Annotated in this window: 20 protein-coding genes and 1 riboswitch; of the genes, 10 read left to right on the forward strand and 10 right to left on the reverse strand. The window is 75.2% G+C overall.

The features are described from left to right. Positions 1-54 precede the first annotated feature (54 nt). The 5 genes from ABGB16_RS07410 to eccB form a co-directional block, all read right to left on the reverse strand. Positions 55-912, reverse strand: coding sequence for a hypothetical protein (locus ABGB16_RS07410; RefSeq protein ID WP_347667210.1), 858 nt, complete (start codon positions 910-912; stop codon positions 55-57). Positions 913-1093: 181 nt separating this feature from the next. Further along, positions 1094-1630: a hypothetical protein gene (locus ABGB16_RS07415; RefSeq protein ID WP_347667211.1), complete on the reverse strand. Its 537-nt coding sequence runs from the start codon at positions 1628-1630 to the stop codon at positions 1094-1096. A gap of 154 nt (positions 1631-1784) precedes the next feature. Beyond that, positions 1785-3002, reverse strand: a complete 1218-nt coding sequence (locus ABGB16_RS07420; RefSeq protein WP_347667212.1) for a WXG100 family type VII secretion target — start codon at positions 3000-3002, stop codon at positions 1785-1787. Next, positions 2995-3363: a hypothetical protein gene (locus tag ABGB16_RS07425; protein WP_347667213.1), complete on the reverse strand. Its 369-nt coding sequence runs from the start codon at positions 3361-3363 to the stop codon at positions 2995-2997. The genes ABGB16_RS07420 and ABGB16_RS07425 overlap by 8 nt, the downstream gene beginning before the upstream one ends. Positions 3364-3469: 106 nt before the next feature. Beyond that, entirely contained in the window at positions 3470-5071 is a 1602-nt protein-coding gene (gene eccB / locus ABGB16_RS07430) for a type VII secretion protein EccB (RefSeq protein WP_347667215.1), read from the reverse strand. Between the two features lie 153 nt (positions 5072-5224). Here eccB and ABGB16_RS07435 point away from each other — a divergent pair, with 153 nt between their 5' ends. Then, on the forward strand, positions 5225-6418 hold the full coding sequence (locus ABGB16_RS07435; protein WP_347667216.1) for a type VII secretion protein EccE: 1194 nt from the start codon (positions 5225-5227) through the stop codon (positions 6416-6418). 26 nt (positions 6419-6444) lie between these two features. Here the strand turns inward: ABGB16_RS07435 and eccD are convergent, their stop codons facing one another. After that, the gene (eccD, locus tag ABGB16_RS07440; protein ID WP_347667217.1) at positions 6445-7842 is read right to left on the reverse strand and encodes a type VII secretion integral membrane protein EccD; all 1398 of its coding nucleotides are present in this window, start codon (positions 7840-7842) and stop codon (positions 6445-6447) included. 242 nt (positions 7843-8084) lie between these two features. On the opposite strand from eccD, the gene eccCa reads away from it, so the two are divergent. The 6 genes from eccCa to ABGB16_RS07470 all read left to right on the forward strand — a co-directional run bounded on the left by eccCa (position 8085) and on the right by ABGB16_RS07470 (position 16405). After that, on the forward strand, positions 8085-12050 hold the full coding sequence (gene eccCa, locus ABGB16_RS07445; protein WP_347667218.1) for a type VII secretion protein EccCa: 3966 nt from the start codon (positions 8085-8087) through the stop codon (positions 12048-12050). A 186-nt stretch (positions 12051-12236) separates the two neighbouring features. Beyond that, positions 12237-12545, forward strand: a complete 309-nt coding sequence (locus ABGB16_RS07450) for a WXG100 family type VII secretion target (protein ID WP_347667219.1) — start codon at positions 12237-12239, stop codon at positions 12543-12545. Positions 12546-12573: 28 nt separating this feature from the next. Continuing rightward, on the forward strand, positions 12574-12855 hold the full coding sequence (locus ABGB16_RS07455; protein WP_347667220.1) for a WXG100 family type VII secretion target: 282 nt from the start codon (positions 12574-12576) through the stop codon (positions 12853-12855). Positions 12856-12938: 83 nt separating this feature from the next. Beyond that, positions 12939-14498 carry a S8 family serine peptidase gene (locus ABGB16_RS07460; RefSeq protein WP_347667221.1) on the forward strand — a complete coding sequence of 520 codons (1560 nt, stop codon included), beginning with the start codon at positions 12939-12941 and terminating at the stop codon, positions 14496-14498. 37 nt (positions 14499-14535) lie between these two features. Beyond that, entirely contained in the window at positions 14536-15078 is a 543-nt protein-coding gene (locus ABGB16_RS07465; protein WP_347667222.1) for a hypothetical protein, read from the forward strand. Between the two features lie 16 nt (positions 15079-15094). Further along, entirely contained in the window at positions 15095-16405 is a 1311-nt protein-coding gene (locus tag ABGB16_RS07470) for a hypothetical protein (protein WP_347667223.1), read from the forward strand. Between the two features lie 93 nt (positions 16406-16498). On the opposite strand, the gene mycP is transcribed toward ABGB16_RS07470, so the two are convergent. Together mycP and ABGB16_RS07480 are read right to left on the reverse strand one after the other, a co-directional pair. Next, entirely contained in the window at positions 16499-17740 is a 1242-nt protein-coding gene (gene mycP, locus ABGB16_RS07475; RefSeq protein ID WP_347667224.1) for a type VII secretion-associated serine protease mycosin, read from the reverse strand. Positions 17741-17768: 28 nt separating this feature from the next. After that, the gene (locus ABGB16_RS07480; protein ID WP_347667225.1) at positions 17769-18104 is read right to left on the reverse strand and encodes a helix-turn-helix domain-containing protein; all 336 of its coding nucleotides are present in this window, start codon (positions 18102-18104) and stop codon (positions 17769-17771) included. A 198-nt stretch (positions 18105-18302) separates the two neighbouring features. Between ABGB16_RS07480 and ABGB16_RS07485 the strand changes: the two genes are divergently transcribed. Further along, the gene (locus ABGB16_RS07485) at positions 18303-18983 is read left to right on the forward strand and encodes a carbonic anhydrase (protein WP_347667272.1); all 681 of its coding nucleotides are present in this window, start codon (positions 18303-18305) and stop codon (positions 18981-18983) included. A 170-nt stretch (positions 18984-19153) separates the two neighbouring features. On the opposite strand, the gene ABGB16_RS07490 is transcribed toward ABGB16_RS07485, so the two are convergent. Continuing rightward, positions 19154-20176: a hypothetical protein gene (locus ABGB16_RS07490; RefSeq protein ID WP_347667226.1), complete on the reverse strand. Its 1023-nt coding sequence runs from the start codon at positions 20174-20176 to the stop codon at positions 19154-19156. Between the two features lie 4 nt (positions 20177-20180). Beyond that, a riboswitch (cyclic di-AMP (ydaO/yuaA leader) is annotated at positions 20181-20311 on the reverse strand. A 166-nt stretch (positions 20312-20477) separates the two neighbouring features. Continuing rightward, complete coding sequence (locus ABGB16_RS07495) at positions 20478-21869, reverse strand: YibE/F family protein (RefSeq protein ID WP_347667227.1); 1392 nt, start codon at positions 21867-21869, stop codon at positions 20478-20480. A 306-nt stretch (positions 21870-22175) separates the two neighbouring features. Between ABGB16_RS07495 and ABGB16_RS07500 the strand changes: the two genes are divergently transcribed. Together ABGB16_RS07500 and ABGB16_RS07505 are read left to right on the forward strand one after the other, a co-directional pair. Further along, positions 22176-24185, forward strand: coding sequence for a copper-translocating P-type ATPase (locus tag ABGB16_RS07500; protein WP_347667273.1), 2010 nt, complete (start codon positions 22176-22178; stop codon positions 24183-24185). A 9-nt stretch (positions 24186-24194) separates the two neighbouring features. Continuing rightward, positions 24195-24698 carry a hypothetical protein gene (locus ABGB16_RS07505; RefSeq protein ID WP_347667228.1) on the forward strand — a complete coding sequence of 168 codons (504 nt, stop codon included), beginning with the start codon at positions 24195-24197 and terminating at the stop codon, positions 24696-24698. Positions 24699-24717 lie beyond the last annotated feature (19 nt).

The raw sequence follows: 24717 nt of genomic DNA on the forward strand, positions 1-24717 counted from the left end.
GCCTGCAGTGGAGAAGGATTCCCCTCTCACCGGGTTCGGGGCCGCGCGCGACGGCTACGCGGGGACGGCCGCGCGGCCCCGGGCCGCCGTCGACTGGCCGCGGCTGACAGCCGGGATCTCCCGGGTGACGGCCGCCGTCTCCCGGCTCCGTTCGGCGGCCGGCGACCGGCTGTCGGTCACCCCGGACCGGCCGTCGGTCACCCCGGGCAGCAACGGCTGCTCATGCGGTGCCGGCGTGGTCGCGGCCAGCGCCTCGTCGCGCAGGCTGCGCGCGGCGACGGCGGCCCGCTCGGCGGCACGCCAGGCGGCCTGCTCCCGTTCCCGGGCCGCCCGCTGCCGGGCGCGCAGGTGGTCCCGGACGGCGCGGCGCAGCACCAGCTCCTGCTCGACCGGGTGCAGCCGCGGGTCCCAGCCGTTGCGGTGCGCGAGGGCGTCCGCGAGCTGCTCCGCGGACAGTTCCCGGCGGCCGTGCGCCTCCCGCGCGGCCCGGTGCAGGTAGCGCTCGCGGTCGGCGTACTCGGCGGGGGTGCGCTCGGTGTTCGGCCGGGGCAGGGCGGCGGCGGTGACCAGCCGGTGTACGTCGGCCTCCGCGGCCTCGTACGCCTGCCAGGCGCTGTCGGCCTCCTCCTGGGCGGCCAGCCACTCGTCGCGCAGCCGCCGGGCCGTGGTCGCCGCCCGGTCGGCCGCGGTCGCCACCTCGCCGGCGTACCGTCGTCGTTCCCGTTCCTCCGCCGCCTCCTCGAGGAGGCTGGGCATGGCGGCCTCGCGGATCCGCCCGCCGGCGACCGAGCGGAACAGGTCGGGCCGGACGACCAGCGCCGCCACGGCGACGGCGGCGACACCCAGGAGGGCCAGCCAGATCGCGGCGGCCTGGGGCACATCGAGCAGGACGGTGGAGAGCGCGGTCTGCATCAGGGGCACCTCGGTTGGTACGACGTGGACTGAGGTTCGTGGCCCGGGTGACGGGCGATGGGGTGCGGTGCGGGATCCGGGTGACGCCGAGCCGTCAGCGGGCGGACGGCTCTCCGTACGCGTCGATCGCGACGCGGTACGGCTCGTGGCGAGCCGTACGGTGCCGGAAGGAACCCGGGGATCAGCGCCGGGGCGGCCCACGCCGGGCGACGGCGTCCCGTGTCATGCCGGTGGCCGGGCGATCGGCCGCGACGGTCGGCGGCATCGCGACGGACGCCGGCTGCGGGGCGCGGAGGGCGGGCCGGGCCGGTGGAACCGTCGCGTCGGCGGGCAGTTCGGCGGCGGGGCGGGGGCCGCGGCGCAGCTCGTCGACCCGGCTGGCCACGACGACGGGATGGGCCGGCTCGGCGGCGGGCGAGGCGGCGGCCGGCACCGCGGTCGTGGCACCGAGGCCGACCGCGAGGACCAGGGCGGTCACCGCGAGGCGACCCAGCTCCCGAGCCCGGCGCAGGCGCGCCGACCAGGACGGATCAGCGTCGCGCAGCGTCGCCTGCCAGGACGGATCAGCGTCGCGCAGCGTCGCCTGCCAGGACGGATCAGCGTCGCGCAGCGTCGCCTGCCAGGACGGATCAGCGTCGCGCAGCGTCGCCTGCCAGGACGGATCAGCGTCGCGCAGCGTCGCCGGCCGGACGGGGCGGGCGGACGCTACGGACTGCACCCCACCAACCTAACTGCGTCACGGGAGACCCGCAGCCTCAACGGCGTGTCGCCCTGGTGAGCCCGGCCACGACCGGTGTGGACGATCGCGAAACGGCGCGGCACCCTCCACATCCACAGGTGGAGGATGCCGCGCCGTGCGGGTGAGGGGCGGTTCAGCTCGCGCCGAGGACCGGCGGGGCGGCGGTGTTCCCGTCGCTCCAGACCATCTCGTCCTCGGTCAGCCAGGTCAGCCGCTCGGCGGAGTCGTCCTCGTCGCGGCCGCCGTGCCCACCGAGCACGCCACCCCGGCCGCCGGCCGCGCCGGCCTTGCCGAGCTGGGCCCGGCCAACGCCCGTCGCCGCGCGGTTCTCGGCACCCGGCGCGGGACCGGCGGGCCGCGCCGCCGGCGCGGTCGTGCTGCTGCCCGACCCGGCCAGCACGCCGGTGCCACCAGCGATCAGGCCACCCGCCGCGGCGCCGACGGACGTATTGAAGAGCAGCCCCGATCCGGTCGTGCCGGTGCCGCCTCCGGCCAGGCCCGTGGTCGGCCCGCCCGCGACCGGAAGCGGACCGCCGAGCGACGGGTCCGCGCCGGCGAGGGAGGTGCCGGTGCCCAGGTCGACGCCGGTGCCGCCGCCGACCGTGCCGTCTCCGGTGCCGTCGCTCCCGCCGGTCAGCCCCGAACCGCCGGTCGGGCCGTGCGCCGGGCTGTCCGGCGCGGTGATCGTCTTGTGGCCGGCGGTCGGGGTGCCGTTGGTGCCCCCGACGGACCCCGGCGTGGTGGCCCCGGGGCCGGCGGACGGGTTGGTCGGGGTCGTCTCGGGGTGGTACGGCAGCTCCTCGTGCGGGTCGGGCGGGGAGACCATCCGGCCGTACGCGGACAGGTCGTAGCCGGCGGCGAGCTCGGAGACGACCTGCACCATCCGCTGGTGAGCCTTCTCCTGCTCCTCCTTGTCCTGCTGGTGCCCCATGATCCCGCCGACGATCGCGCCGGGCAGGCCGAACATCGCGCCGCCCTTCACCGCGCCCGAGACGGCCTTGTCGTGGTCGTCGGTCTCCTCCGGGCTCTCGGCCTCCTTCTGCGCCGTGCGCAGATGGGTGGCCATCAGGGTCAGACCCTGCCGGACGTCGGTCATCCCCTCCGAGAGGGTGGTCGAGTAGTCGACGATCAGCGACAGCCGGCGCTGGAACTCCCGGCCGGCGTCGCCCGTCCAGGTGTTGGCCAGCTTCTCCAGGTCGCCCTTCAGGTCACGGGCGAGATCGTCGAGGGTGCCCTTCATCGAGTCCCACCCCGTGGCCAGCCCGTCGATCTGGGCCGGGTCGCCGGCGTTCACGCCGTTGTAGAGCTCCTGGTGGCTGACGTGCTGGTAACGCGCCGTGTACTCAGACACGCGGGTCCTCCTGCCTGCCCAGCGCGTCGTCGACGCCGCTCAGGGCGGCGGCGATGTCGGCCGCGTTGGCCGCGTTGCGCGCCTCGGTGGTCCGGTAGTTGGTCAGGATCGTGCTGGTCGCGCTCTGCGCGGCCTTGACCGCGTCACGGAGCCGTTTGACCTGCTGGGCGTAGCTCAGGTGGAGTTCGGTGTAACGCCGGGCGTTGCTCGTCGCGTCGGCGAACGCGCCCAGCGCCGGCGGCCGGCACTGCAGCTCGGTGTTGAGCTTCTTCAGCACGGCCTCGGCCTCGCTGAGCCGACCGGCCAACCGCTGCTGGAAGTCCTCTAGGGACAGTACGTCGACTGTCGTGCGCCCGGTCATGGCAGCATCCCCGTAGTCCTCGTTGATACCTGTTGGCGTGGATCAGGTTAGACGACGCCCACCCGCCCGGGCGACCCGACGAGGCGCGGACGCCCGACCAATGTGATCACCCGCCGGTGGCGGGGCTTTGGCTCGGCTCGGTCGACCCGCCGTCCGACGGGGTGCGGCTGGCCCCGTCCGTCGGCGTCCGGCCCGCCTGGTCGTCCGGCGTGGTGCTCGGCCCGGCGCTCGACGTACGGCTCGGCTCCGGGGAGGCGCTGCGGCCCGGGCTCTCCGTCGGCGTGCGGCTCGGCTCGGCCGTCGCGCGACCGGTCGTGGGGGCGAAGTGGGCGAAGGCGTCCTCCCGATCGAGGGTGGGGCCGGTCGGGATCAACGCCAGCAGCGACGCGGGCACGGCCAGCGGGGTCACCCCCTCGTACCCGAGCGCCTTCTGCGCCCCGGCGCCGAGCGGGTAGCGCACGCCCTGGGCGCTGATCAGATAGACCGTGGCACCCGCCGCGCCCGTGCCGCTCTCACCGGCGCCCGGGGCGGCCTGCGCCAGCACGCCCTTGCCGCCGGGCAGCAGCACCTGCTCGGCGGTGCGGACCGCGTCCCGGGTGCCCTGCCGCACGGGCACGGCGGGGCCGTTCAGCTCGGGCGGCAGCCGGTCGTAGAGCTCCACGGTGGTGACGGGCGGCCCGCCGGGGGTGCCCCTGCGGTACGTCGCGCAGAGCACCGTCTGGCCCGCCCGGACCGGCTGCAGCGCCGGCAGCGTCTGCGGCGTGCCCTCCGGATCCAACCGCTCCTCGACGAGCAGCCGGCCGGCCTGGTCCGGCGTGATCTCGGTGATCTCGCCGCCGCGGCGCAGCAGCAGCAGGGCCGTGACCTCGCCGATCTGCGCCAGCCCCTCCCGGGTCAGCACGTAGTGCAGGCCGGCGGCGCGGAAGACCTGGCCGACCCGGGCCGGCCCGTCGCCCAGGGTGAACCGGCTGACCTCCCCCTCGCCGGGGATGTCGGGCTCCCGCAGCATCGGCCCGGCCGGCACCGCGTTGAGCAGCTGCTCGCCGACGTTCAGCGTGGGCGAGCCGGCCATCTTCAACGCCGCGATCGCCGGGTCGCCGCCGACGATGCGCAACCGGGCGTCGCGGGTGAGCAGGTACCGCTCCCCGTCGACGGTCACCAGCACCCCGCGCTCACCCAGCCGCGTGCCGCCGGAGAGCGGCCGGTCGATGGCGACCCGGGTGGTGGAGCGGCGCGGGTCGGCCGGGTCCGGCACGTCGCAGACCGACCAGGGCAGCTCGACCAGCGACTTGCGGTCGGGCAGCGCGTCCGGCGCGCCGACGATCCCGACCGTACGGCCGCGCGGTCGGCCGGCGATCGACGCCTGCGACATGGTCCGCACCGTCGGCTGCGCCTCGTTGAGGATCAGCCGCGCCGAGGTGTAGTTCAGGGTGGGGTTCAGCAGCCCCGCCGCGTAGACGTACGTCGCCCCGGTCTCCCGCTCGATCACCAGGGTGTTCTCCTCGAGCGGGGCGGCGTTGCCGGTGAGCTGCCCGTACGCTCCGACGCCGCCGAGCACGACGGCCGCGGCCACCACGCTGCCGACGACCGCCAGGCCGAGCCGCCGCATCGGCAGGTTGGTGGTCTCCGGGTCGCCGGAGAGCAGCGCGGAGACGATCCGGCGGGTGACGAAGCGGTACGCCTGCACCTGGTCGCGGCGGGTCCGCATGACTTACCTCCGGCGGGGTGGGTCCGGCGGCGATCAGGTCGGAGCTCCGCCGCGGGCTTCCCTACGATAAGGGGCCGCCGGTCGCGGATCGGGACCACCGCCCGCCCCGGCGCCGCCGGAGGGAAGCCCGCAGTCGAGAAAGGGACGCCACCGATGACGCAGGTCCAGGCGCCACCCGGCCCCCCAGCCGCCGGCCCGGCCGGTCCGCTCGCCCGGTCGGCGCCGCCCGACCGTACGGTGCGTGCGGCCGACCGGCGCAGCCGTGGCCGGCTCGGCCCGGTCGTGGTCGGGCAACTCGTCGTGGTGGAACTCTGCGCCGTGGCCGTGTACGCCGCGCTCGGCGGCCCGGCCTGGCTGGTCGGTGCCGTGGCCGTGCCGGCGGTGGCGCTGGTCGCCGCCGCCTTCGCCCGCTGCGGGGGCCGCTGGTGGTACGAGGACCTGCTGCTGCGTCGCCGGCTGCGGCGCCGCCGGGGGCGGGCCCGCGTGGCCGTGCACGACGGCGGTCCGAACGACCCCCGGCTGGCTGCCCTGGCGCCGGAGCTGACCGTCATCGAGCTGACCGAGCGGGGCACCCGGCTCGGGATCGGCCAGGACGGCCAGGGCTGGTTCGCGGCGGTGGCGCTGGACCCCCGTCCCGGCGCACCCGCGGGCTCGGTCGACGCGGCGGCGGTGGACCGGGCGCTGGCCGTGCTGGCCGACTTCGCCGCGCCGGTCTCCCTCGTCCAGGTGGTCTCGCACACCCTGGTCTGGTACCCGGCGCCCGGCGCGCCCCCGGCCGCGCACCGCACCGTCTGGGTGGCGGTACGACTCTCCGTCCGGGACGCCCGGACCGAGGCGGTGACCCGGGGCGGCGGGATGCTCGGCGTGCACAGGACGGTGGCGACTGCCGTGGGCCGGCTCGGCAAGGCGCTCAACGCGGCCGGCCTGAGCCACCGCGTCCTCGGCCGGGACGAGCTGCGCGCCGCCGTCGTCTCGGCGTCCGGCGTGGACCTCGCGTCCGCGCCGCAGGCGGAGACCTGGACGGGGCTGCGCGGCGGCGGCTGGACGCAGCGCTGCCTGGCCCTGCGGGCCCGGCCCGGGGTGCCCTGGGGCGCCCTGGTGGACGCCGTCACCGCGACCTCCGCCCCCTCGCACACCCTCGCCGCCGTGGTGCGCCCCGGCGCCCGGCCGGCCCCGCTGCTGCGCGTGGCGGCCCCGGCCGACCACATCGAGGCGCTGGTCAAGGTGGTGCGGGACGTGGCCCGGCGCGGCGGCGTGCCGACCCGCCCGCTGGACGGCGAGCACGGCCCCGGCGTGTACGCCACCGCCCCGGTCGCCCTCCGGCTGGCCGACCTCCCCGCCGACTGACCCCACCCGGGGCGGGTGGGGTCAGGTCAGGGGCGGAGGTTGACGATCCAGCCGTACAGACCGCAGACCCAGACGGCGAGCGGGACCAGGGCGATGATCAGCAGGATCTCGACGATGTCCAGCAGCCGGCCCCAGACCGGCGAGATCGGCTTGCCGGCCACGGTCAGCCCGTAGACCAGGCTGACCACGGCGGCCAGCACCAGGCCCCCGAGCACCAGCCCGAGCTTCACCGCGGTCGAGGCGCCGGCGAAGGCGGCCGCCGCCGCCAGGCCCAGCCCGAGGGTGCCGGCGAACAGCACGGGTACCCGCAGGGCGCGGCCGAGGAACGGGCGGGCGCGCAGCAGCGACAGCAGGGCCAGCACCAGGCAGAGCAGCACGGCCGGCAGCCGGGCGTCCAGGGCGAGGATCACCTCGCCGCCGAGCACCAGCAGCGCCACGGCCCAGAGCAGACCGGTGAGGAACCCGTCGGCCCGCTCGCTCAGCCGCAGCACCCGGCGGCCGTCGACGCTCTCGGTGTCGTTCTTCAGGTCGTCCGGGCCGGTGGGGATCGACGGTACGGGGAGCCGGGCCAGCCGGTAGGCCGCCATCGGCAGGGCCGGCACGGTGGCGAACGCCACGGTGGCCACCACCGCCGCGCCGGCCGGCGCGCCCACCCCGAACGCCAGGGTGACCGCCGCGCCGAGGCCGACCGCACCGGCGACCGCCGTCGCGCCGAAGAACAGCGGGACCCGGTCCCCGACGGCGAGCACCGACACCGCCCCGAACACCACCACCGCGGTCGCGGCCAGGAGCAGGTGCGGGCCGCCCAGCTCGGTCAGCGTCCGGTCCCCCGCCAGCACCAGCAGGCCGCCGACCCCGGCGTACCCGAGGCCGGCCAGGGCGAGCACGGAACCCGTGCGGCTGTCGCCGGCCGCGCGGGACAGCACGGCGGCGCTGACCACCAGGGCGAGCGCCACCAGCAGGGCGGCGACCGCCCCGGGCAGCTGCGGCGGGCCGGCGAACAGCGCCGCCAGCGCGCCGGCCCCCAGCGCCGCCGCCGCGAACAACACCGCGAAGGACCGCGTCGTGCCCACCTGCCAGGCGCCCGGCCGCTGGTTGGTGGCCGTCGCCACGGCGTCGACCACGTCGTCGAAGACGATCTCCGGGGCCGCCGCCGAGCGGGGGTTGAAGTACAGCACCTCGCCGTCGCGGACGCCCAGCTGCGCGGCGGTACGGCCGCCGTCGAGCGGCTGCCCGCCGAGCCGGGACAGGCTCCAGCCGCCGTGCCGTACCCCCTCGTCGGCGAGGTCCTCGCCGGCGTACCGCAGCAGGGTCGGCAGCAGGTCGGCCAGCGGGACGTCCGATGGCAGGGCGAGGTCCATCCGGGTCCGGGGGGCCACGATGGTGATCCGGCTCAGACCACCCGTCGCCGTCTTCGTCGCCACTGATGGCCTCCTCGCGCTCGCCTACGATCCATCCGCCGGACGGCACCATCCCCCGTGGGGTCCACGACGCCCACGGGAGATTACCTAGGATGACGTCCGCGTACGATGCCCACCCGACGGCCCGCGCTCGGGCGGGCAGCACCGCGGAGCTCGCCGCGTCGAACAGCGTCGTCGTGCCACCCCGGTCGCACGCCGCGCCGCGCCGGTCGGCGTCCGGGCCGCTTCTGGGGGAGGAGACAGCCGTGAGCACCGTCGTGTTCCGCCGGCTTCCGCGCCAACCGGGGCCCGCCCTGCCGCGCGGCGAGGTACTGCTGGAGTCCCCGCCGGAGCTGCCCGAGCAGACCCCCCGGGGCATGGGGCAGCTGCTGATGATCCTGCCGATGGTCTGCGGCGTGGGCGCGATGGCGTTCCTCTACGCCGGCCGGGGCGGCGGCATGATGACGTACGTCGCGGGCGGCCTCTTCGGCGTCTCGATGCTCGGCATGGCGATCGGCTCGTTGAGTCACGGCAGTGGCGACAGCAAGGCCGAGCTGAACGCCGAGCGCCGCGACTACATGCGCTACCTCGCGCAGATGCGCAAGCGCACCCGGCGGGCGGCGGAGCAGCAGCGGGCCGCGATGACCTGGCGGCACCCGGAGCCGGACGCGCTCTGGTCGATCGCCGCGTCGCGCCGGCTGTGGGAGCGGCGGATCACCGAGGACGACTTCGGCGAGGCCCGCATCGCGATCGGCCCGCAGCGGCTGGCGGTGGAGATCGTGCCCCCGGAGACGAAGCCGGTCGAGGACCTGGAGCCGATGAGCGCGATCGCGCTGCGCCGGTTCGTCCGCGCCCACTCCACCGTGCCGGACCTGCCCACCGCGCTGTCGGTGCGGGCGTTCTCCCGGGTGGTGCTGCGCGGCGACCGGGAGCCGGTGCTCGACCTGACCCGGGCGGTGCTCGGCCAGCTGGTCACGTTCCACGCCCCGGACGACCTGATCGTCGCGGTGGTCGCCGCGCCGGACCGGCAGCCGGTCTGGGACTGGGTGAAGTGGCTCCCGCACGCCCAGCACCCGGGCAGCACCGACGCGGCGGGCCCCCGCCGGCTCGTCTTCGCCACCCTCGCCGAGGCCGAGGAGGCCCTCGCCGACGAGCTCGCCGGCCGGCCCCGGTTCGCCCCGGAGGCCAAGCCGCTGACCACCGCGCCGCACCTGGTGGTGCTGATCGACGGCGGCGAGGTCGCCGCGACCTGCCACCTGAACGGTCCGAGCCTGCTCGGCACCACGGTCGTCGACCTCTCCGGCACCGTGTCCCGGGACGCCGGGCGCTGGCTGCTCTGTCTGGACGCCGGCGACGGCAGTTCGCTCGACCTCGTCCGCGGCGCGTCCTCGTCCCGCCTGGGCACGCCGGACGGGCTCAGCGCGGCGGCGGCCGAGGGGCTGGCCCGGCAGATCGCCCCCTACCGGCTGTCGCAGCAGCAGGCCGCCACCGACGAGCCGCTGGCCCGCAGCATGGAGCTGCCGGACCTGCTCGGCGTCGGCGACGCCGCCACGGTGGACGTGCAGCAGACGTGGCGGCCGCGCAGCCAGCGGGACCGGCTGCGCATCCCGCTCGGCCTGGGGCCCGACGGCAACGTGGTGGAACTGGACTTCAAGGAGTCCGCGCACGAGGGCATGGGCCCGCACGGCCTGGTGATCGGCGCGACCGGCTCCGGCAAGAGCGAGCTGCTGCGTACGGTGGTGGCCGCGCTCGCGGTGACGCACTCGTCGGAGGAGCTGAACTTCGTCCTCGTCGACTTCAAGGGCGGTGCCACCTTCGCCTCGCTGGACGCCCTGCCGCACACCAGCGCGGTGATCACCAACCTGTCCGACGAGCTGCCGCTGGTCGACCGGATGCGCGACGCGCTGGCCGGCGAGATGAACCGCCGGCAGGAGGTGCTGCGGGCGGCCGGCAACTACGTCTCCCGGTACGACTACGAGAAGGCGCGGGCCGCCGGCGAGCGGTTGGAGCCGATGCCGAGCCTGCTCATCATCTGCGACGAGTTCAGTGAGCTGCTCGCGGCGAAGCCGGACTTCATCGACCTGTTCGTGATGATCGGCCGGCTGGGCCGGTCGCTCGGCGTGCACCTGCTCCTGGCCAGCCAGCGGCTGGAGGAGGGCAAGCTGCGCGGCCTCGACACCCACCTGTCGTACCGGATCGGTCTGCGCACCTTCTCGGCGGTGGAGAGCCGGATCGTGCTCGGCGTGCCGGACGCGTACGAGCTGCCCAGCGCGCCCGGCCACGGGTACCTGAAGACCGACACCGCCACCATGCTGCGGTTCCGGGCGGCGTACGTGTCGGGGCCGTACCGGACGCCGGGCCAGCAGGCGAAGTCGTCCCAGGCGCTGGTGCAGCGCCGGATCGTGCACTACGGCACCGAGTTCGTGCCGATGCGTGCCCCGGAGCTGCCGGTGGAGCCGGTGGCCGAGCCGGAGCAGCCCGTCGACGGCAAGGCCGTGGCGATGCTCGACGTGCTGATCGACCGGCTCAAGGGCCGCGGCAAACCGGCCCACCAGGTGTGGCTGCCGCCGCTGTCCGAGCCGCCGAGCCTGCTCGACCTGCTCGCTCCGCTGAAGGTCGACCCCAACCACGGCCTGACCACCGACGGCTGGCAGGGGCGCGGCCGGCTCACCGTCCCGGTGGGCGTCGTCGACCGCCCGTACGAGCAGCGGCGCGACCCGATGATGGTGGAGCTGGACGGCGCGGGCGGCAACGTGGTCATCGTCGGCAGCTCGCTGAGCGGCAAGAGCACGATGCTGCGCTCGTTGCTCGCCTCGCTGGCGCTCACCCACACCCCGCGTGAGGTGCAGTTCTTCTGCCTGGACTTCGGCGGTGGCGCGCTGCGGAGCCTGGAGGGGCTGCCGCACGTCTCCGGCGTGGCCGGGCGGCGGGACACGGAGGCGGTCCGCCGTACGGTGGCCGAGGTCGTCGCCGTCATCGAGGAGCGGGAGCAGCGGTTCGCCCAGCACGGGATCGACTCGGTGGCCGCGTACCGCCGGCGGCGGGCGGCCGGCGAGTTCGCCGACGACCCGTTCGGCGACGTCTTCCTCGTGGTGGACGGCTGGAACACGCTGCGCCAGGAGTACGAGGAGCTGGAACAGACCGTCACCAACCTCGCCGCCCGGGGGCTGGGCTTCGGCGTGCACGTGGTGATCACGGCGGTGCGCTGGGCGGAGATCCGGATCAACATGCGGGACCTGCTCGGCACCAAGCTGGAGCTGCGGCTCGGCGACCCGGCCGAGTCGGAGATCGACCGCCGGACCGCGCAGAACGTGCCCGAGAAGACCCCGGGCCGCGGCCTGACCCGCGACAAGCTGCACTTCCTGGCGGCGGTCTCCCGCATCGACGGCAGTCGTGGGGTCGAGGACCTGACCGAGGCGTCGGTCGCCCTGGCCACGCATGTGGCCCGGGCGTGGCGGGGCCGGCCGGCCCCCAAGGTACGGCTGCTGCCACGCAAGCTGCCGCTGCACGAGCTGGTCCGGGTCGCCGACCGGTCGGTGCCCGGCCTGCCGATCGGCGTCAACGAGTCGGCGCTCGCCCCGGTCTACCTGGACCTGGCCAACGAGCCGCACCTGACCGTGTTCGGCGACGCCGAGTGCGGCAAGACGAACCTGCTGCGGGTCGTCGCCAGGGGCATCGTCGAGCGGTACACCCCGGCGCAGGCCCGGCTGGTCATCGCCGACTACCGGCGCGGCCTGCTGGGCGCGGTGGAGGGCGAGCACCTGCTCGACTACGCCCCGTCCAACCAGGTGTTCGCCCAGGGGCTCGGCTCCATCCGCAGCGCCCTGCAGAACCGGCTGCCCGGGCCCGACGTCACCACCGCCCAGCTGCGCGACCGGAGCTGGTGGAAGGGGCCGGACCTGTACATCCTGGTCGACGACTACGACCTGGTCGCCTCGGGCGGCAACAACCCGCTCAGCGCGCTGCACGAGCTGCTGCCGCAGGCCCGTGACATCGGCCTGCACCTGATCATCACCCGGCGGGTCGGCGGCGTCGCGCGGGCACTCTACGAGCCGGTGCTGCAACGCCTGCGCGAGCTGGACTCGCCCGGGCTGCTGATGTCCGGCAGCCGGGAGGAGGGCCCCGTCTTCGGCACGCTGCGGCCGAGCCCGCAGCCGCCGGGCCGGGGCACGCTGGTGCGCCGCCGCGACGGTCAGCAACTGATTCAGACCGCCTGGTCGGACCAGGCGTGACAGGCCCCTCACCGGCTGTGGGGCCACAGTGGAGAGTTGGCAGGGAATGCCGGGGGAGGGCTGCGCCGGTTAGACCCGGTCGGTTACCGTCTCTTCCGGAGTGTCCGTCGGTGGGGTTGGTTGCCTTGCCGCGGGGGAGGGGCGCGGCGGTGCCGCCGCCACAACGATGACGGAAGGGTGTGAAGCATGGCGTTCGAGGTCGAAGCATCGACTCTGCATACCGCGGCGAATGACGTGCGGTCCACGCGCAGCGACGTCGACGGCGAGCTGAAGAAGCTGTGGAACGTCGTTGACGACCTGGCCATGGCCTGGAAGGGCTCGGCGTCCACGGGGTTCCAGCAGCTCATGCTGCGCTGGAACGAGGACACCGCGAAGCTGCTGACGGCGATGGACAACATCGCCGACCTGCTGGACAAGTCCGGTACGACCCACCAGGTCAACGACGAAGAGCAGCAGCAGATGCTGGACAAGTTCCACGCTGCTCTGAACCCGTGACCGGCAGCCAGGCGCAGAGGAGGAAATCGTGACGATCAAGGTTGACTACGCGGTCCTCGAGAGCAGCAACCAGCAGATGCAGGCCATCTCGCGGACCATCGACGAGAAGCTCGACACGCTGCGGTCCATGCTGACGAAGCTCCAGTGGGACGGCCAGGACCGGGCCGCCTACGAGCAGCACCAGGCCCAGTGGGACGCGGCCGTTCGGGACATCAACAAGGTCCTGAACGAGATCGGTGGCGCGGTCGGCATCGCCCGCGAGAACTACGTCACCACCGAGATGAGCAACTCCAAGGTCTGGGGCAACTGAGAAAATCGCCGGCGCGGCTCCGGTCCGGCTCTCACCGGACCGGAGCCGTTCTGCGTGACGGGGTCGAGTCTCGGGGGGAAGCGATGCGTACGGGCAAGCACCGCCGGCCGTTGCTGCGGTCCGCCGCCGCCGTGCTGGCGCTGGTCGCCGCCGCCGGCACCGGTCCGCTGGCCGCGCCCGAACCGGCGCGGGCCGCCGACACCGTACGCGGCCTCCAGTGGTATCTCGACGCGCTGCGCATTCCGGAGGCGCACAAGCTCACCAGGGGCCGGGGCGTCACCGTCGCCGTGGTCGACGGAGGCGTGCACGCCGCGCACCCCGACCTCAAGGGCCAGGTGCTGCCGGGGCGCGCGTTCTCGCCCGACGTCGCGCGCGACGGCCGGAGCGACCCGGATTCCGAGATCGGGCACGGCACCGCGATGGCGGGCATCATCGCCGGGCGGGGCGGCGGCGCCATGCGGGAGCTGGGCATCGCCCCGGAGGCGAAGATCCTGCCGGTCGCCCTCGGCCCCGAGGGGCCGGGCCGGGATCTGCCGAGCGCCCTGCGCTACGCGGTCGACGCCGGCGCGGACGTGATCAACCTTTCCGTCGGCGCCCCGGGCAGCGATCCGAAGATCACCGAGGCCGTGCGGTACGCGCTCGACAAGGGCGCCGTGGTGGTGGCCGCCGCCGGTAACCGCCGGGTCGACCGGGCCGTGCCCGTGCCGGCCAACATCCCGGGCGTCCTCGCGGTGGGCGCCACCGGGAAGGGCGGCTCGCTCTGGAGCGGCTCGGTGACCGGCCCGGAGGTGGGGCTGACCGCTCCCGGCGAGCAGGTCATCGCGCCGGTGCCGCCGCCGGTCTCGCCCAACGGCTACGGCGTCTCCGACGGCACCAGCCAGGCCACCGCCATCGTTTCCGGGGTCGCCGCGCTGGTGCGCGCGCGCCACCCGAAGCTGAACGCCGCCAACGTGGTGAACCGGCTGATCCGCACCGCCGAGGACCGGGGCGCGCGCGGCCGCGACCCGGAGTACGGCTTCGGGGCGGTGGACGTGCTGGCCGCGCTCACCCGCTCGGTGCCCCAGGTCGACGGCAATCCGCTGTTGACCGGCGCGTCGCCGACCACGAAGCCGGCCGCGGGGGACGACAACGGCGACGACGGTCCGGCCATCTCCTTCGGCCTGGCCGACAACGCCGGGCTCCAGCTCGGATTCTGCCTGCTCGCGGTGCTCCTGATCGGCGCGGTGGCCGTGGTGCTGGTCGTGGCGAACCGCCGGGCGGTCCGCCGCCGCGCCGCGGCGGCCTCGGCCGGCGGCCCGCCGCCCCCGCCCGGCGTTGCGCACCCGGGGTTCGGGCCACCGCCGGGGCACGGTCCCGGCCCGCATCCGTACCCGCCGCGCCCGGCCGCGCAGCCGGCGCCCCCGCACCCGTACGGCCCGGGAGGTCAACAGACCCCGCAGCCGTACGGCCCGGGGAATCCGCAGGCCCCGCAGCCGTACGGGCCGCAGGGCGCGCAGCCGTACGGGCCGCCCGGGTGGCAGGGGCCGCCGCCGCGCGGGCCGGTGGGACCGCCGCCGGGCGTTCCCGGCGCGCCGCCCCCGCCCGGGTCGACGCCGGGCGGCCATCCCGCCGGGGCGCCCCCGGCGGATCCACAGCCGCGTTGACACCGAGACCTGAGACACGGGGCCAGGGGAGGGCACCATGACTGACGAGCACAACGACCCGGACCGGGTGGACGTCCGGTTCAACGTTCCGATGCCGGTCAACCCGATGTACCCCGGAATGGGGAACATCCGGGGAATCAGCTTCGACAAGACCGGCACGGAGCAGGCCCAGACGCCGAGCGGGCTGGTCGCCGGGAGCGGCGAGAAGGGCGTCGAGACGGAGTGGAACGCCGGCAGCCTCGACTCGGCCATCACCTGGCTGGAGACCCACGCGAGCTACCTGCACCGGCTGTCGTACGACATGGCGGACATCAAGGAGCAGCTCGGCGGTGACCAGGCCGCCGCCGGCAAGGGGGCGCTCGGCGGCTTCCAGTACGCCACGCAGCTCGCCCAGCAGCACCAGCAGGTGTACACGGGCACGGAGAACGGGCTGCGCACCCTCTCCGACAACCTCTACACGGCCGCCGAGGCGTTGCGCACGGTCAAGCGGAACTACGAGACCGCCGAGGGCGCCAACAAGATGACCGCCCAGCAGATGCAGCAGGCTTTCAACGACGCCGCCAGCGGCGGCGACAGCTAGATCGGGGGAGCGGGACGTGGGCGACAAGAGCTGGGAGGACATGGCCCGTGAGGTGCTCGTCGAGGGCCGTCCGGACAAGGTGCAGAGCGCTGCGCTGGGCTGGAAGGAACTGATCAAGAACCTGGGTCAGGTCAAGGAGAGCCTGGAGACGAACGTCAAGGACCTCGGCGTGGCCTGGAAGGGCCCGGCGTACGAGTCGTTCAAGACGCACATCGAGGGGCTCGCCAAGAGCGCCGGCACGATCATCGACGACGTCGACAAGCCGGGCCGGGGCCGGGTCAGCATCGTGACCACGCTGGAGACCGCCGCCACCCAGCTGCAGGAGGCGCAGAGCAAGATGCCGATCCCGGCCGCCTGCGTCGGCGACGTGCTGGCCGCGCGCAACGGCGAGCTCACCCTCGGGGTCGGCCTCTTCGAGACCAAGGTCAAGGCGGACCTGCTGGGCAGTTGGCCGGCCGAGCAGATCGGCAAGCTCAGCGACTGGGTCACCGGCTGGTTCTCCGACAAGGAGGGCGAGGCCCGGGAGATCTACAACGAGGTCAACAACAACTTCAAGCAGCGGAGCATGGAGGCTCCGGGCAACGTGAGCCCGACCGGCCGCAGCAACACCAAGCCGGAGATTCCCGAGCTGGAGACCGGCGGCGGTGGCGGGGGCGGCAACATCAAGCCGCCGTCGCTCGGCGGCGGCGGTGGGGGCGGTGGCCTCGGCGGCGATCCGTCGGTCAACACCGGCAAGGTGCCTGACCTTCCGACCGGCCCCGGGCCGGGCGATCGCCCCGACATCCCCTCCACCGACTACCCGGGCCGGGACGACATCCCCGGCCCCGGCGGCTACGACTACCCAGGATCCGACTCCGACGGGTACGGCACCGGCCTGGCCGGCGCCACCCCGCCCAGCACGACCGGCCTCGGTTCGGGTCCCGGTCTGGGTAGCGGCCCGGGCCTGTCCGGCGGCGGGTCGGGCGGCTCGCTTCCTCCCGGTCTCGGCAAGGCGGTCAGCCCCGGCCTGCCCCCGATGCTCGGCGGCGGCATGGGCGCCGGCGCCGGTGGCCGGGGAGGCGCGGGTGGCAAGCTCGGCGGTGCCCGTCCCGGCATGGGCGGCATGATGGCGCCCGGCGGGGCGGCCGGCCGGGGCGCCGGTGGCAAGGCAGCGGCCGGGGCCGCCGGCCGGCCGGGCGCCGCGATGGCCGGCCGGGGCGGCGCCGGGGGTCACGGCGGCGCCGGGTACGCCGAGGAGGACGAGCTTTCGCGTAACACCTGGCTGGAGGAGGACGAGGACATCTGGGGTGCGGGCGGCGGTACCGGCGCGCCCGGCGTCCTGCGCTGAAACCGTCGACGGGGCGTCGTCCGCCGCTTCTTCCGCGGCCGGCGGCGCCCCGTCGCCGTGCCGGGGGTCAGCGCCCCGTCGCCGTGTCGGGGCTCAGGCGGTCGGGCCGGTCTCGGCGGGGCGTCGTCCCGGCCGCCAGCCCCGGCTGCGGCCCCGTGCCAGGATCGGCCGGGTGGCCAGCAGCAGCCCGGCCAGCGCCGCGCCGATCACGGCCGCCCAGACCGCGACGGTGCGCTGCCAGGCCAGCGGGTCCTGCTGCGGGGGCGGCGCGGGCATCGCCCCGGGCGGCGGGTCGTCGCGCGTGCCGAGCAGGCTGGTCACCGCCCGGTACGGGTTCACCACCCCGTACCCGAGCTCGGCGTTGCGCCCGTCCGGCGGGTTGTCCGCCGTCCGGGTGAGCCGGTACGCGACCTGCGCCGGGCTGAGGTCCGGGTACGCGGCGCGGACCAGCGCCGCCGCGCCGGAGACGTACGCGGCGGCGAAGCTGGTGCCGCCCTGCGGCTCGGCGCGGTACCCCTGCCCCCGGGGGGCCGGGCCGACGATGTTCAGTCCCGGCGCGGCGATGTCCACGTAGTCGCCGACGACCGAGCTGTCGACGTGCCCGCCCTGCTCGTCGACACCGGCGACGGCGATGACGCCCGGGTAGGCCGCCGGGTACGCCGGCAGGTTCTGCTGCTGCTCCTGCCGGTTGCCGGCGGCGGCCACCACCACGACGTCCTTGTCCAGCGCGTACTCGATGGCGGACTCCAGCTCGGGGCGGGGCAGCGTCACCAGCGACAGGTTGATCACGTCGGCGCCCTGGTCGACCGCCCAGACGATGGCCCGCGCGATCTGCGCCGGCAGGCCCTCGTCCGTCCTGGTCTTGGCATCCGGCAGCACCCGCACGGGAAGGATCTCGGCGGCCGGGGCGATGCCGGTGAACGCCTTGCCGGTGCCCTCCTTGCCGGCGATGATGCCCGCGACGATCGTGCCGTGCCCGGCCAGGTCGCACTGGCCCTGGTTCGACGGCAGGTTGTTGAAGTCCGCCCCGGGGAGCACCTGCCCGCGCAGCAGCGGATGGGTGGCCGACACTCCCGAGTCGATGACAGCCACGGTGACGCCCTCGCCGCGGGTGATCCGCCAGGCCGCCGACGGCTCCAGCCGGGACAGCGCCCAGGGCGTCCCGGGCGGCAGGGTCTCCCCGGTGGGGCCGCAGACGGGGGCGGCGGTCGCCGGCGTGGGCGGCACGACGGCGGCGCCGACCAGCAGCGCCGCGAGTCCACACAGGAGGGACCGGCGGCCCCGCCCGCCACGCCCGCTCACTGCCATCCGCTCCGGCCGGAAGCTCTCGCGCACCGGGAGAGACTACCGCTCCCGCCCCCGGTCAGAAGGCGGCGCTCTCCTCCTCCGGGTTGCCGGCGAAGAGGGCGAGCAGGTCGCCGATCTGACGGTACGACTCCGCCGGGTGGCGGAAGTGGCCGCTGGGATTCACCGTGTACTCGTTGCGCCGCCCCACCCGGGTCCGGCGCAGGTACCCGCCGGCCTCCAGGTCCGCCACGATCGCCTGGGCCGCCCGCTCCGTCACGCCCACCTCGTCGGCCACGTCGCGCAGCCGGGCGGTGGGGTTGCGGGCGATGGCGAGCAGCACGTGCGCGTGGTTGGTGAGGAACGTCCAGTTCCGGGTGCTCCCGTTCTCGCCTGTCGTCGCCATGTCCGACATGGTATGGCCCCGACGGCCCCGGGTAGGCGCCTGCCGCCGCCCGCGACCGACCTCAACACATGAAATGCATATCACGTAATTCTTGACGTGCGTTTCGCTGCGTGTGACCGTGGGTCGACGGCGCGCGTGCCGCGAGTGGCGCCGTTGCCGACGGGTGAAATGGCGAGGTGGTAGGGCATGAACAATTCGAAGTCTTCGATGGACAAGCTGGGCCCCCGGTCGATCGGCCGTGCGCCGGCCGCCGGTTTCCCACCCACCCCGGAGCAGGCCTTCGCCGAGCTGCTCGCCGGCAACCGCCGGTTCGTCGCCGGCACGCCCCACCATCCGAACCAGGACGCCGACCACCGGGCTGCCGTGGCCGAGGGGCAGCACCCGTTCGCGGTGATCGTCGGCTGCTCCGACTCCCGGCTGGCCGCCGAGATCATCTTCGACCGGGGCCTGGGCGACCTCTTCGTGGTCCGCACGGCCGGGCACACCGTCGGCCCAGAGGTGCTGGGCAGCGTCGAGTACGCGGTGACGGTGCTGGGCACCCCCCTGGTGGTGGTGCTCGGGCACGACTCCTGCGGGGCCGTGCAGGCGGCCAGGGCGGCGGCCAGCACCGGCGTCGCGCCGGCCGGTCACCTACGGGCGGTGGTGGACCCCGTGCTGCCCAGCCTCGGCCTGGCCGCCGAGCGGGGAGTCGAGGACCTCGACGAGATCGTCGACATCCACATCGCGCACACCGTCGAGGCGATCCTGGCCAACTCGTCCGTGTTGGCCGCCGAGGTGGCCGGCGGACGGTGCGCGGTGGTCGGCCTGTCGTACCGGCTCAGCGCGGGCGAGACGCGGGCGGTGGCCGCGGTGCCGGCCGGCCTGACCGAGCCGCCGGCCGCCGCCTGACCCGCCCGGCCGCCGCCTGCCGCACCCGGCCGCTGTCTGCTCTGCCCGGCCGCCGCCTGGTCTGCCCGGCCGCGCTGGAGGCCGCCGGCCTCCCCCGCGGCCGCGTCGCCGGCACCCGAACGCGAACGAGGGCCGCCCCGCCCGGGACGGCCCTCGTGCGCGGGTCGGCGTCAGAGCAGCGACATGTGCACGTGGTCGGTGTGGTTGGACGGGCCGCTGTAGGACTTCCAGCCGGTGGCCGGGAACCAGATCTGCCGGTTCCAGATGACGTAGTAGATGCCCAGCCGATCGGCGTTGCGGATGAGGAACGCGGCGAGGTTGTTGCCGTACATCCGGGTGTCGTTGTTGTGCCACGGGCTGAAGCCGCTGTTCTGCAGCGACCAGTCGCAGGCGCGGCCCTTCGGGTGCTCCCACGGCCCGCCGGGGCGGTAGCAGCCCACGAAGCGGTTGAAACCGGCCCGCTTGACCTCCTTGTACGCGTGCAGGGTGCGGGGGGTGATGCAGCCGGAGGTCGTCGGGTCGTTCTCGCTGCACGACTCCGGGCGCCAGCCGCCGTCCGCGGTCCGGCCCGGCGCGATCCGGGCCACCGGGGACGTGGCGGAGACCAGGCCGCCGGTGAAGCCCCGGCCGCCGACCAGCGCGAGGGCCTTCTCCGCGTCGTGCTTCTTCTTGGCCATGATCGCCGTTTGCTTCTGCTGCTCGCGCACCTCGGCGTCGAGCGCCAGCTTGGCCTGCTCGGCGCGGGTCTTGGCCTCGTTGACCCGGGCCAGCTTCTGCGCGTTGATCATGTTCAGCTCGTCGAGGGCGGACGCGCGCTGCACGAACGAGTCCGGGTTCCCGCTCTCCAGCAGCGCCGCCATGGCGCCGATCCGCCCCGTCCGGTACGACTGGGCGGCCAACTCGCTGACCTGCGGGGCGAGGGCGTCCAGCTCGAACTGGGCCCGCTGCACCTCGAGGGCGAGCTGCTGCTGGCGCTGCTTGGACTTCGTCAGCTTCGCCTTGGCCTGGCTGTACTCGCGGTTGGCGGCCTCGATGACGTCGGTGATCAGCTGGGGCTCGTCGTCCTCCTCGTGCCCGGACGGGGTGGGGCCGGAGGGCTCGGCCATCGCCGGGGCGGCCGGTCCGGCGAGGATCGCCAGGGCCGCGAACACGGCCACCACGGGCGTCAACCAGCGGCGTAGGGGTGCCGTCACAGTGTTCCCTTCCCTCGTCCGCCGACCGGGTTAGCTGACGGGTTCGGGGCGGAAGTGGCCCCTACCGCGGTCGCGGATTCACCCCGGTTACCTGGTTCCCCGGCTCGCCTCGCGGCGATTGGGCGGTGGCCCCGCAGGCGCCGCTGCGCGCCTTCGGCGGTGACCGGCAGCGAGGTTACCTGAGAGCACTCCTGCGGATCTACGCCCAGAAGCCCGCCAAATGCGTCATTTCGTAATTGCTTTCGGTAATGGGTGACGCGTTTCGCAGGTCGCACAGTGGGGACGGTCACGCTGAGCAGTCTCACCATGCGATGTCCGTGCTCCCTTCTCGGTCTCCGGGCCGGGACGGCGGGTGGATCGGCCCGGCCCGGAAGCCGTCGTGGGCGCCTCCTCCGCTCAACGCCTCCAGCGCGATTTCCCGCTGACTGGGACGGTGGCCGGTGGTGGGCGTGCGCGGGGTGGGCACGTCGGCGGGGGAATCGCCGTCGGCGGCGGGCCGGCCCGGGCCGGTGCGGCCGGCCGCGGTGACCACGGCGGCCAGGCCGGTCGTCAGCGGTACGGCGGCGATCAGGCCCAGCGTGGCGACCGCGCTGCGGACGATCTCCTGCGCCAGGAACTCGCTCGTCAGGAGCTCGGACACCGGGCGGGAGTCGGCGGTGAGCAGGAGCAGCAGCGGCAGGGACGCACCGGCGTACGCCAGCACGATGGTGTTCACGGTGGAGGCGATGTGCGCCCGCCCGACCCGGGTGGCCGCCCGGTAGAGCTGCAACCTGGACAGCCCTGGGTTGGCGTGCGCCAGTTCGGTCACCGTGGCCGCCTGGGTCACCGTGACGTCGTCGAGCACCCCGAGCGAGCCGATGATGATGCCGGCGAGCAGCAGGCCGTGCAGGTCCACGTCGGCCTGGAACATCGACAGCGTGGTGGCGTCCTCGGTGCCGTACCCGGTGAGGTGGGTGGCGGCGGTCGCCAGGGCGCCGAGGACGCCGGTGAGCACCAGGCTGCCCAGGGTGCCGAGGACGGCCACCGACGTCTGCGCGGTGATCCCGTGGGTGAGGTAGAGCACCACAAACATGATCAACGCGGAGCCGACGATCGCGATCGGCAGCGGCGACCCGCCGCCGCCGATCCCGGGCAGCACGAACGTCAGCAGGATGGCGAAGCTGGCGGCGAGGCCGGCCAGCGCGGCCAGCCCCCGCCAGCGGCCGAACGCGACGATCGCCAGCGCGAACACCAGCGCGAGCCAGAGCAGCGGCTTGCCGCGCTGGTGCTCGGCGATGTTGTAGCTGGTCGCCGCCGGGTCCGCCGGGTCGGTCAGCCGGACCAGGACGATCCGGTCGTCGACGGCGACCGTGGGGGCGCCCGGGCCGGTCGGGATGGGCGTCTCGACCTGTTGCCCGGTGTCCGGCCCCTGCTCGACCCGTACGGTGACCGTGCCGCACGGGCCCGCCGCGGCGGCGGGCCCGCCCTCCGGCGCGTCCGGCTGCGGCGGGCAGGGCTCCGTCACCACCCGGGTCACCGTGCCGTGGTACCGGGGGACGGCCGCCGCGTCGTCGGCCTGCGGACCGCCGCCGCGCGGCCAGAGAAGGATCGCGGCGACCACCGTGAGGGCGAAGAGCGGCAGCACGGTCGCGACGAGGATCCGCCGCACCCCGGGCGGGGTGGGCGGAGCAGCTCGGCTGTGGTCGGCGCCCATCGACGATCTCCAAACGGTGTCAGGCTGGGACGCGGGCCGGCGGCCCGGACGGCGCGGGCGGACGGAGCGGATTCCGGATGACCATCGCCCCGGAATCGTAGCCAGGCCCACCTGCGGGCGCAGAGTGCGCGCCGGATTCCGCCGGTGGTTCGGCGAACGGCGGGCCGTGCGGGGCGGCATGTTGGAGACATGGGTCACGACGCGCACGCGGGGCACGGGAGCCGGGACGCGCCGGGTCGCACCGGCGGCCCCGGGCCACAGGAGGGAGACGCCGGGCACGACAGGCACGCGGGGCACGACCCGGAGATGTTCCGTCGCCGGTTCTGGCTGTGCCTGGCGCTGACCCTGCCGATCGTGGCCACCAGCCACGTGGCGACGGACTGGCTCGGCCGCTTCCCGGAGTTTCCCGGCCGGTCCCTGGTCGGCCCGGTGCTCGGCTCGGTGGTCTTCTGGTGGGGCGGCTGGCCGTTCCTGGTCGGCGCGCTCCGCGAGCTGCGCGACCGGGCGCCGGGGATGATGCTGCTCATCGGGATGGCGATCAGCGTGGCGTACGCGGCATCGCTGGCGACCAGCGTCGGCGCGTTCCGGCTCGACTTCTGGTGGGAGCTGGCCGCGCTGGTCACCATCATGTTGCTCGGGCACTGGCAGGAGATGAGGGCGATCGGGCAGGCCCGCGGGGCGCTCGCCGCGCTGGCCGCCCTGCTGCCGGACGAGGCGGAGCGGGTCCGGCCGGACGGCGACACCGAGCGGGTGCCGGTGGCGGGGCTGCGCGTCGGCGACGTGCTGCTGGTCCGGCCGGGCGGCCGGGTGCCGGCCGACGGGCAGGTGGTCGAGGGCGCGGCCGAGCTGGACGAATCCATGATCACCGGGGAGTCCCGCCCGGTCGTCCGGTCGGCCGGGGACCGGGTCGTCGCCGGCACGGTCGCCACCGATTCGGCGGTCCGGCTGGAGGTGGGGGCGGTCGGCGAGGAGACCACCCTCGCCGGTATCCAGCGGATGGTCGCCGAGGCGCAGCGCTCCAGCGGCCGGGCCCAGGTGCTCGCCGACCGCTTCGCGGCCTGGCTGTTCTACGTCGCCGCCGCCACCGCCGTCGTGACGGTGCTGGTCTGGACCGTCATCGGCCGTCCCGGCGAGGCCGTCGTGCGGACCGTCACCGTGCTGGTGATCGCCTGCCCGCACGCGCTCGGCCTGGCGATCCCGCTGGTCGTCGCGCTCTCCACGGCGGTCGCCGCGCGCTCCGGCATCCTCGTGAAGAACCGGCTCGCGCTGGAGCGGATGCGCGGCGTCGACGCGGTGCTGTTCGACAAGACCGGCACCCTGACCCGGGGCGAGCACGTGCTCACCGGCGTCGCGACCACGGCCGGGACCGGGGAGGACGACGCGCTGCGGCTGGCCGCCGGGGTCGAGGCGGACAGCGAGCACCCGCTGGCCCGGGCGGTCGTGGCGGCCGCCGGGCCCCACGGCGGGGCGGCGCGCGCGGCCGGCTTCCGCTCGCTGCCGGGCCGGGGGGTCCAGGCCACGATCGACGGTACGGAGTACGCGGTGGGGGGCCCGGCCCTGCTGCGGGAGTTGGGCGCGGACCTCCCCGCCGAACTGGACGCGACCGCCGGGGACTGGGCGGCCCACGGCGCCGCCGTGCTGCACCTGGTCCGCCTGCCCCGCACGGTGCTCGCCGCGTTCGCCCTCGCCGACGAGGTACGCCCCGAGGCCCGGGAGGCGATCGCCGAGCTGCGCGCCCAGGGCGTCCGGACGATCGCCATGATCACCGGGGACGCCGGTCCGGTGGCCCGGGCGGTCGCCGCCGACCTCGGCTTCCGGCCCGGGGTGGACGAGGTGTTCGCCGAGGTGCTTCCGGCGGACAAGGACGAGAAGGTCGCCGAACTCCAGCGCCGGGGGCTGACCGTGGCGATGGTGGGCGACGGGGTGAACGACGCCCCGGCGCTGGCCCGGGCCGACGTGGGGCTCGCGATTGGGGCCGGCACCGACGTGGCGATCGAGTCCGCGGGCGTGGTGCTCGCCTCGTCCGACCCGCGCGGGGTGGCCGCCGTCGTCCGGCTCTCCCGGGCGTCGTACCGGAAGATGGTGCAGAACCTCGCCTGGGCGGCCGGCTACAACGTGGTCGCGTTGCCGCTGGCCGCCGGCGTGCTGGCCCGGGCCGGGGTGACGCTGAGCCCGGCGGCCGCCGCGGTCCTGATGTCGGCGTCCACCATCGTGGTGGCCCTGAACGCCCAACTGCTGCGCCGGGTGCGCCTCGGCCCGGGGCGACCGGATCCGGCTCCGGGCGTCCGCAGGTGCGGCGCCGGCCGGGCAGGCTAGCGTGGGTGCGTGCGGGCGGCGGTGCAGGCGACGACCGGGCGGTGGGCCCGGCTGGCCCTGCTGCTCTGCACCCTGGTCGGGCTGACCGCGATGCACACGCTCGGCCACGGCGGGCACGCCGCCGGCGGGGCCCACGAGGGTCACCACCCCGCCGGGTCGCCGGAACCGCGGCCGGTGCTCGTCGCCCACGCCGCCGTGCCGGCCCCAGCCGCTCGATCGGAGCTGTCGGCGTGGTCGGGCGCGATTCACGGCGACTGCCGGGAAGGCGGGTGCGCCCAGGCCCGGCCGCTGCCCGGCGACGGAAGCGGCGGGAGCCTGCCCGGGTGGAGCGTCTGCCTGGCGGTCCTCGGCGCGTTCGGGCTGGCCGTGCTGGTGGCCGTGCTGCTGCTGGCAGGGGCACGGGCCGTCGGGGTGGCGGGCGGCGCGAGCGACGGAGGCTCGCCCGGCCCGCGCGCCCCGCCGCCCCGTCCGGTCGGCCTGCGGCTGGCCGAGATCTCGGTGTCGCGTACGTAGGACGCCCCGCGCGGGTGCC

The sequence above is a fragment of the Micromonospora sp. B11E3 genome (genome assembly GCF_039871625.1).
Lineage (GTDB): Bacteria > Actinomycetota > Actinomycetes > Mycobacteriales > Micromonosporaceae > Micromonospora.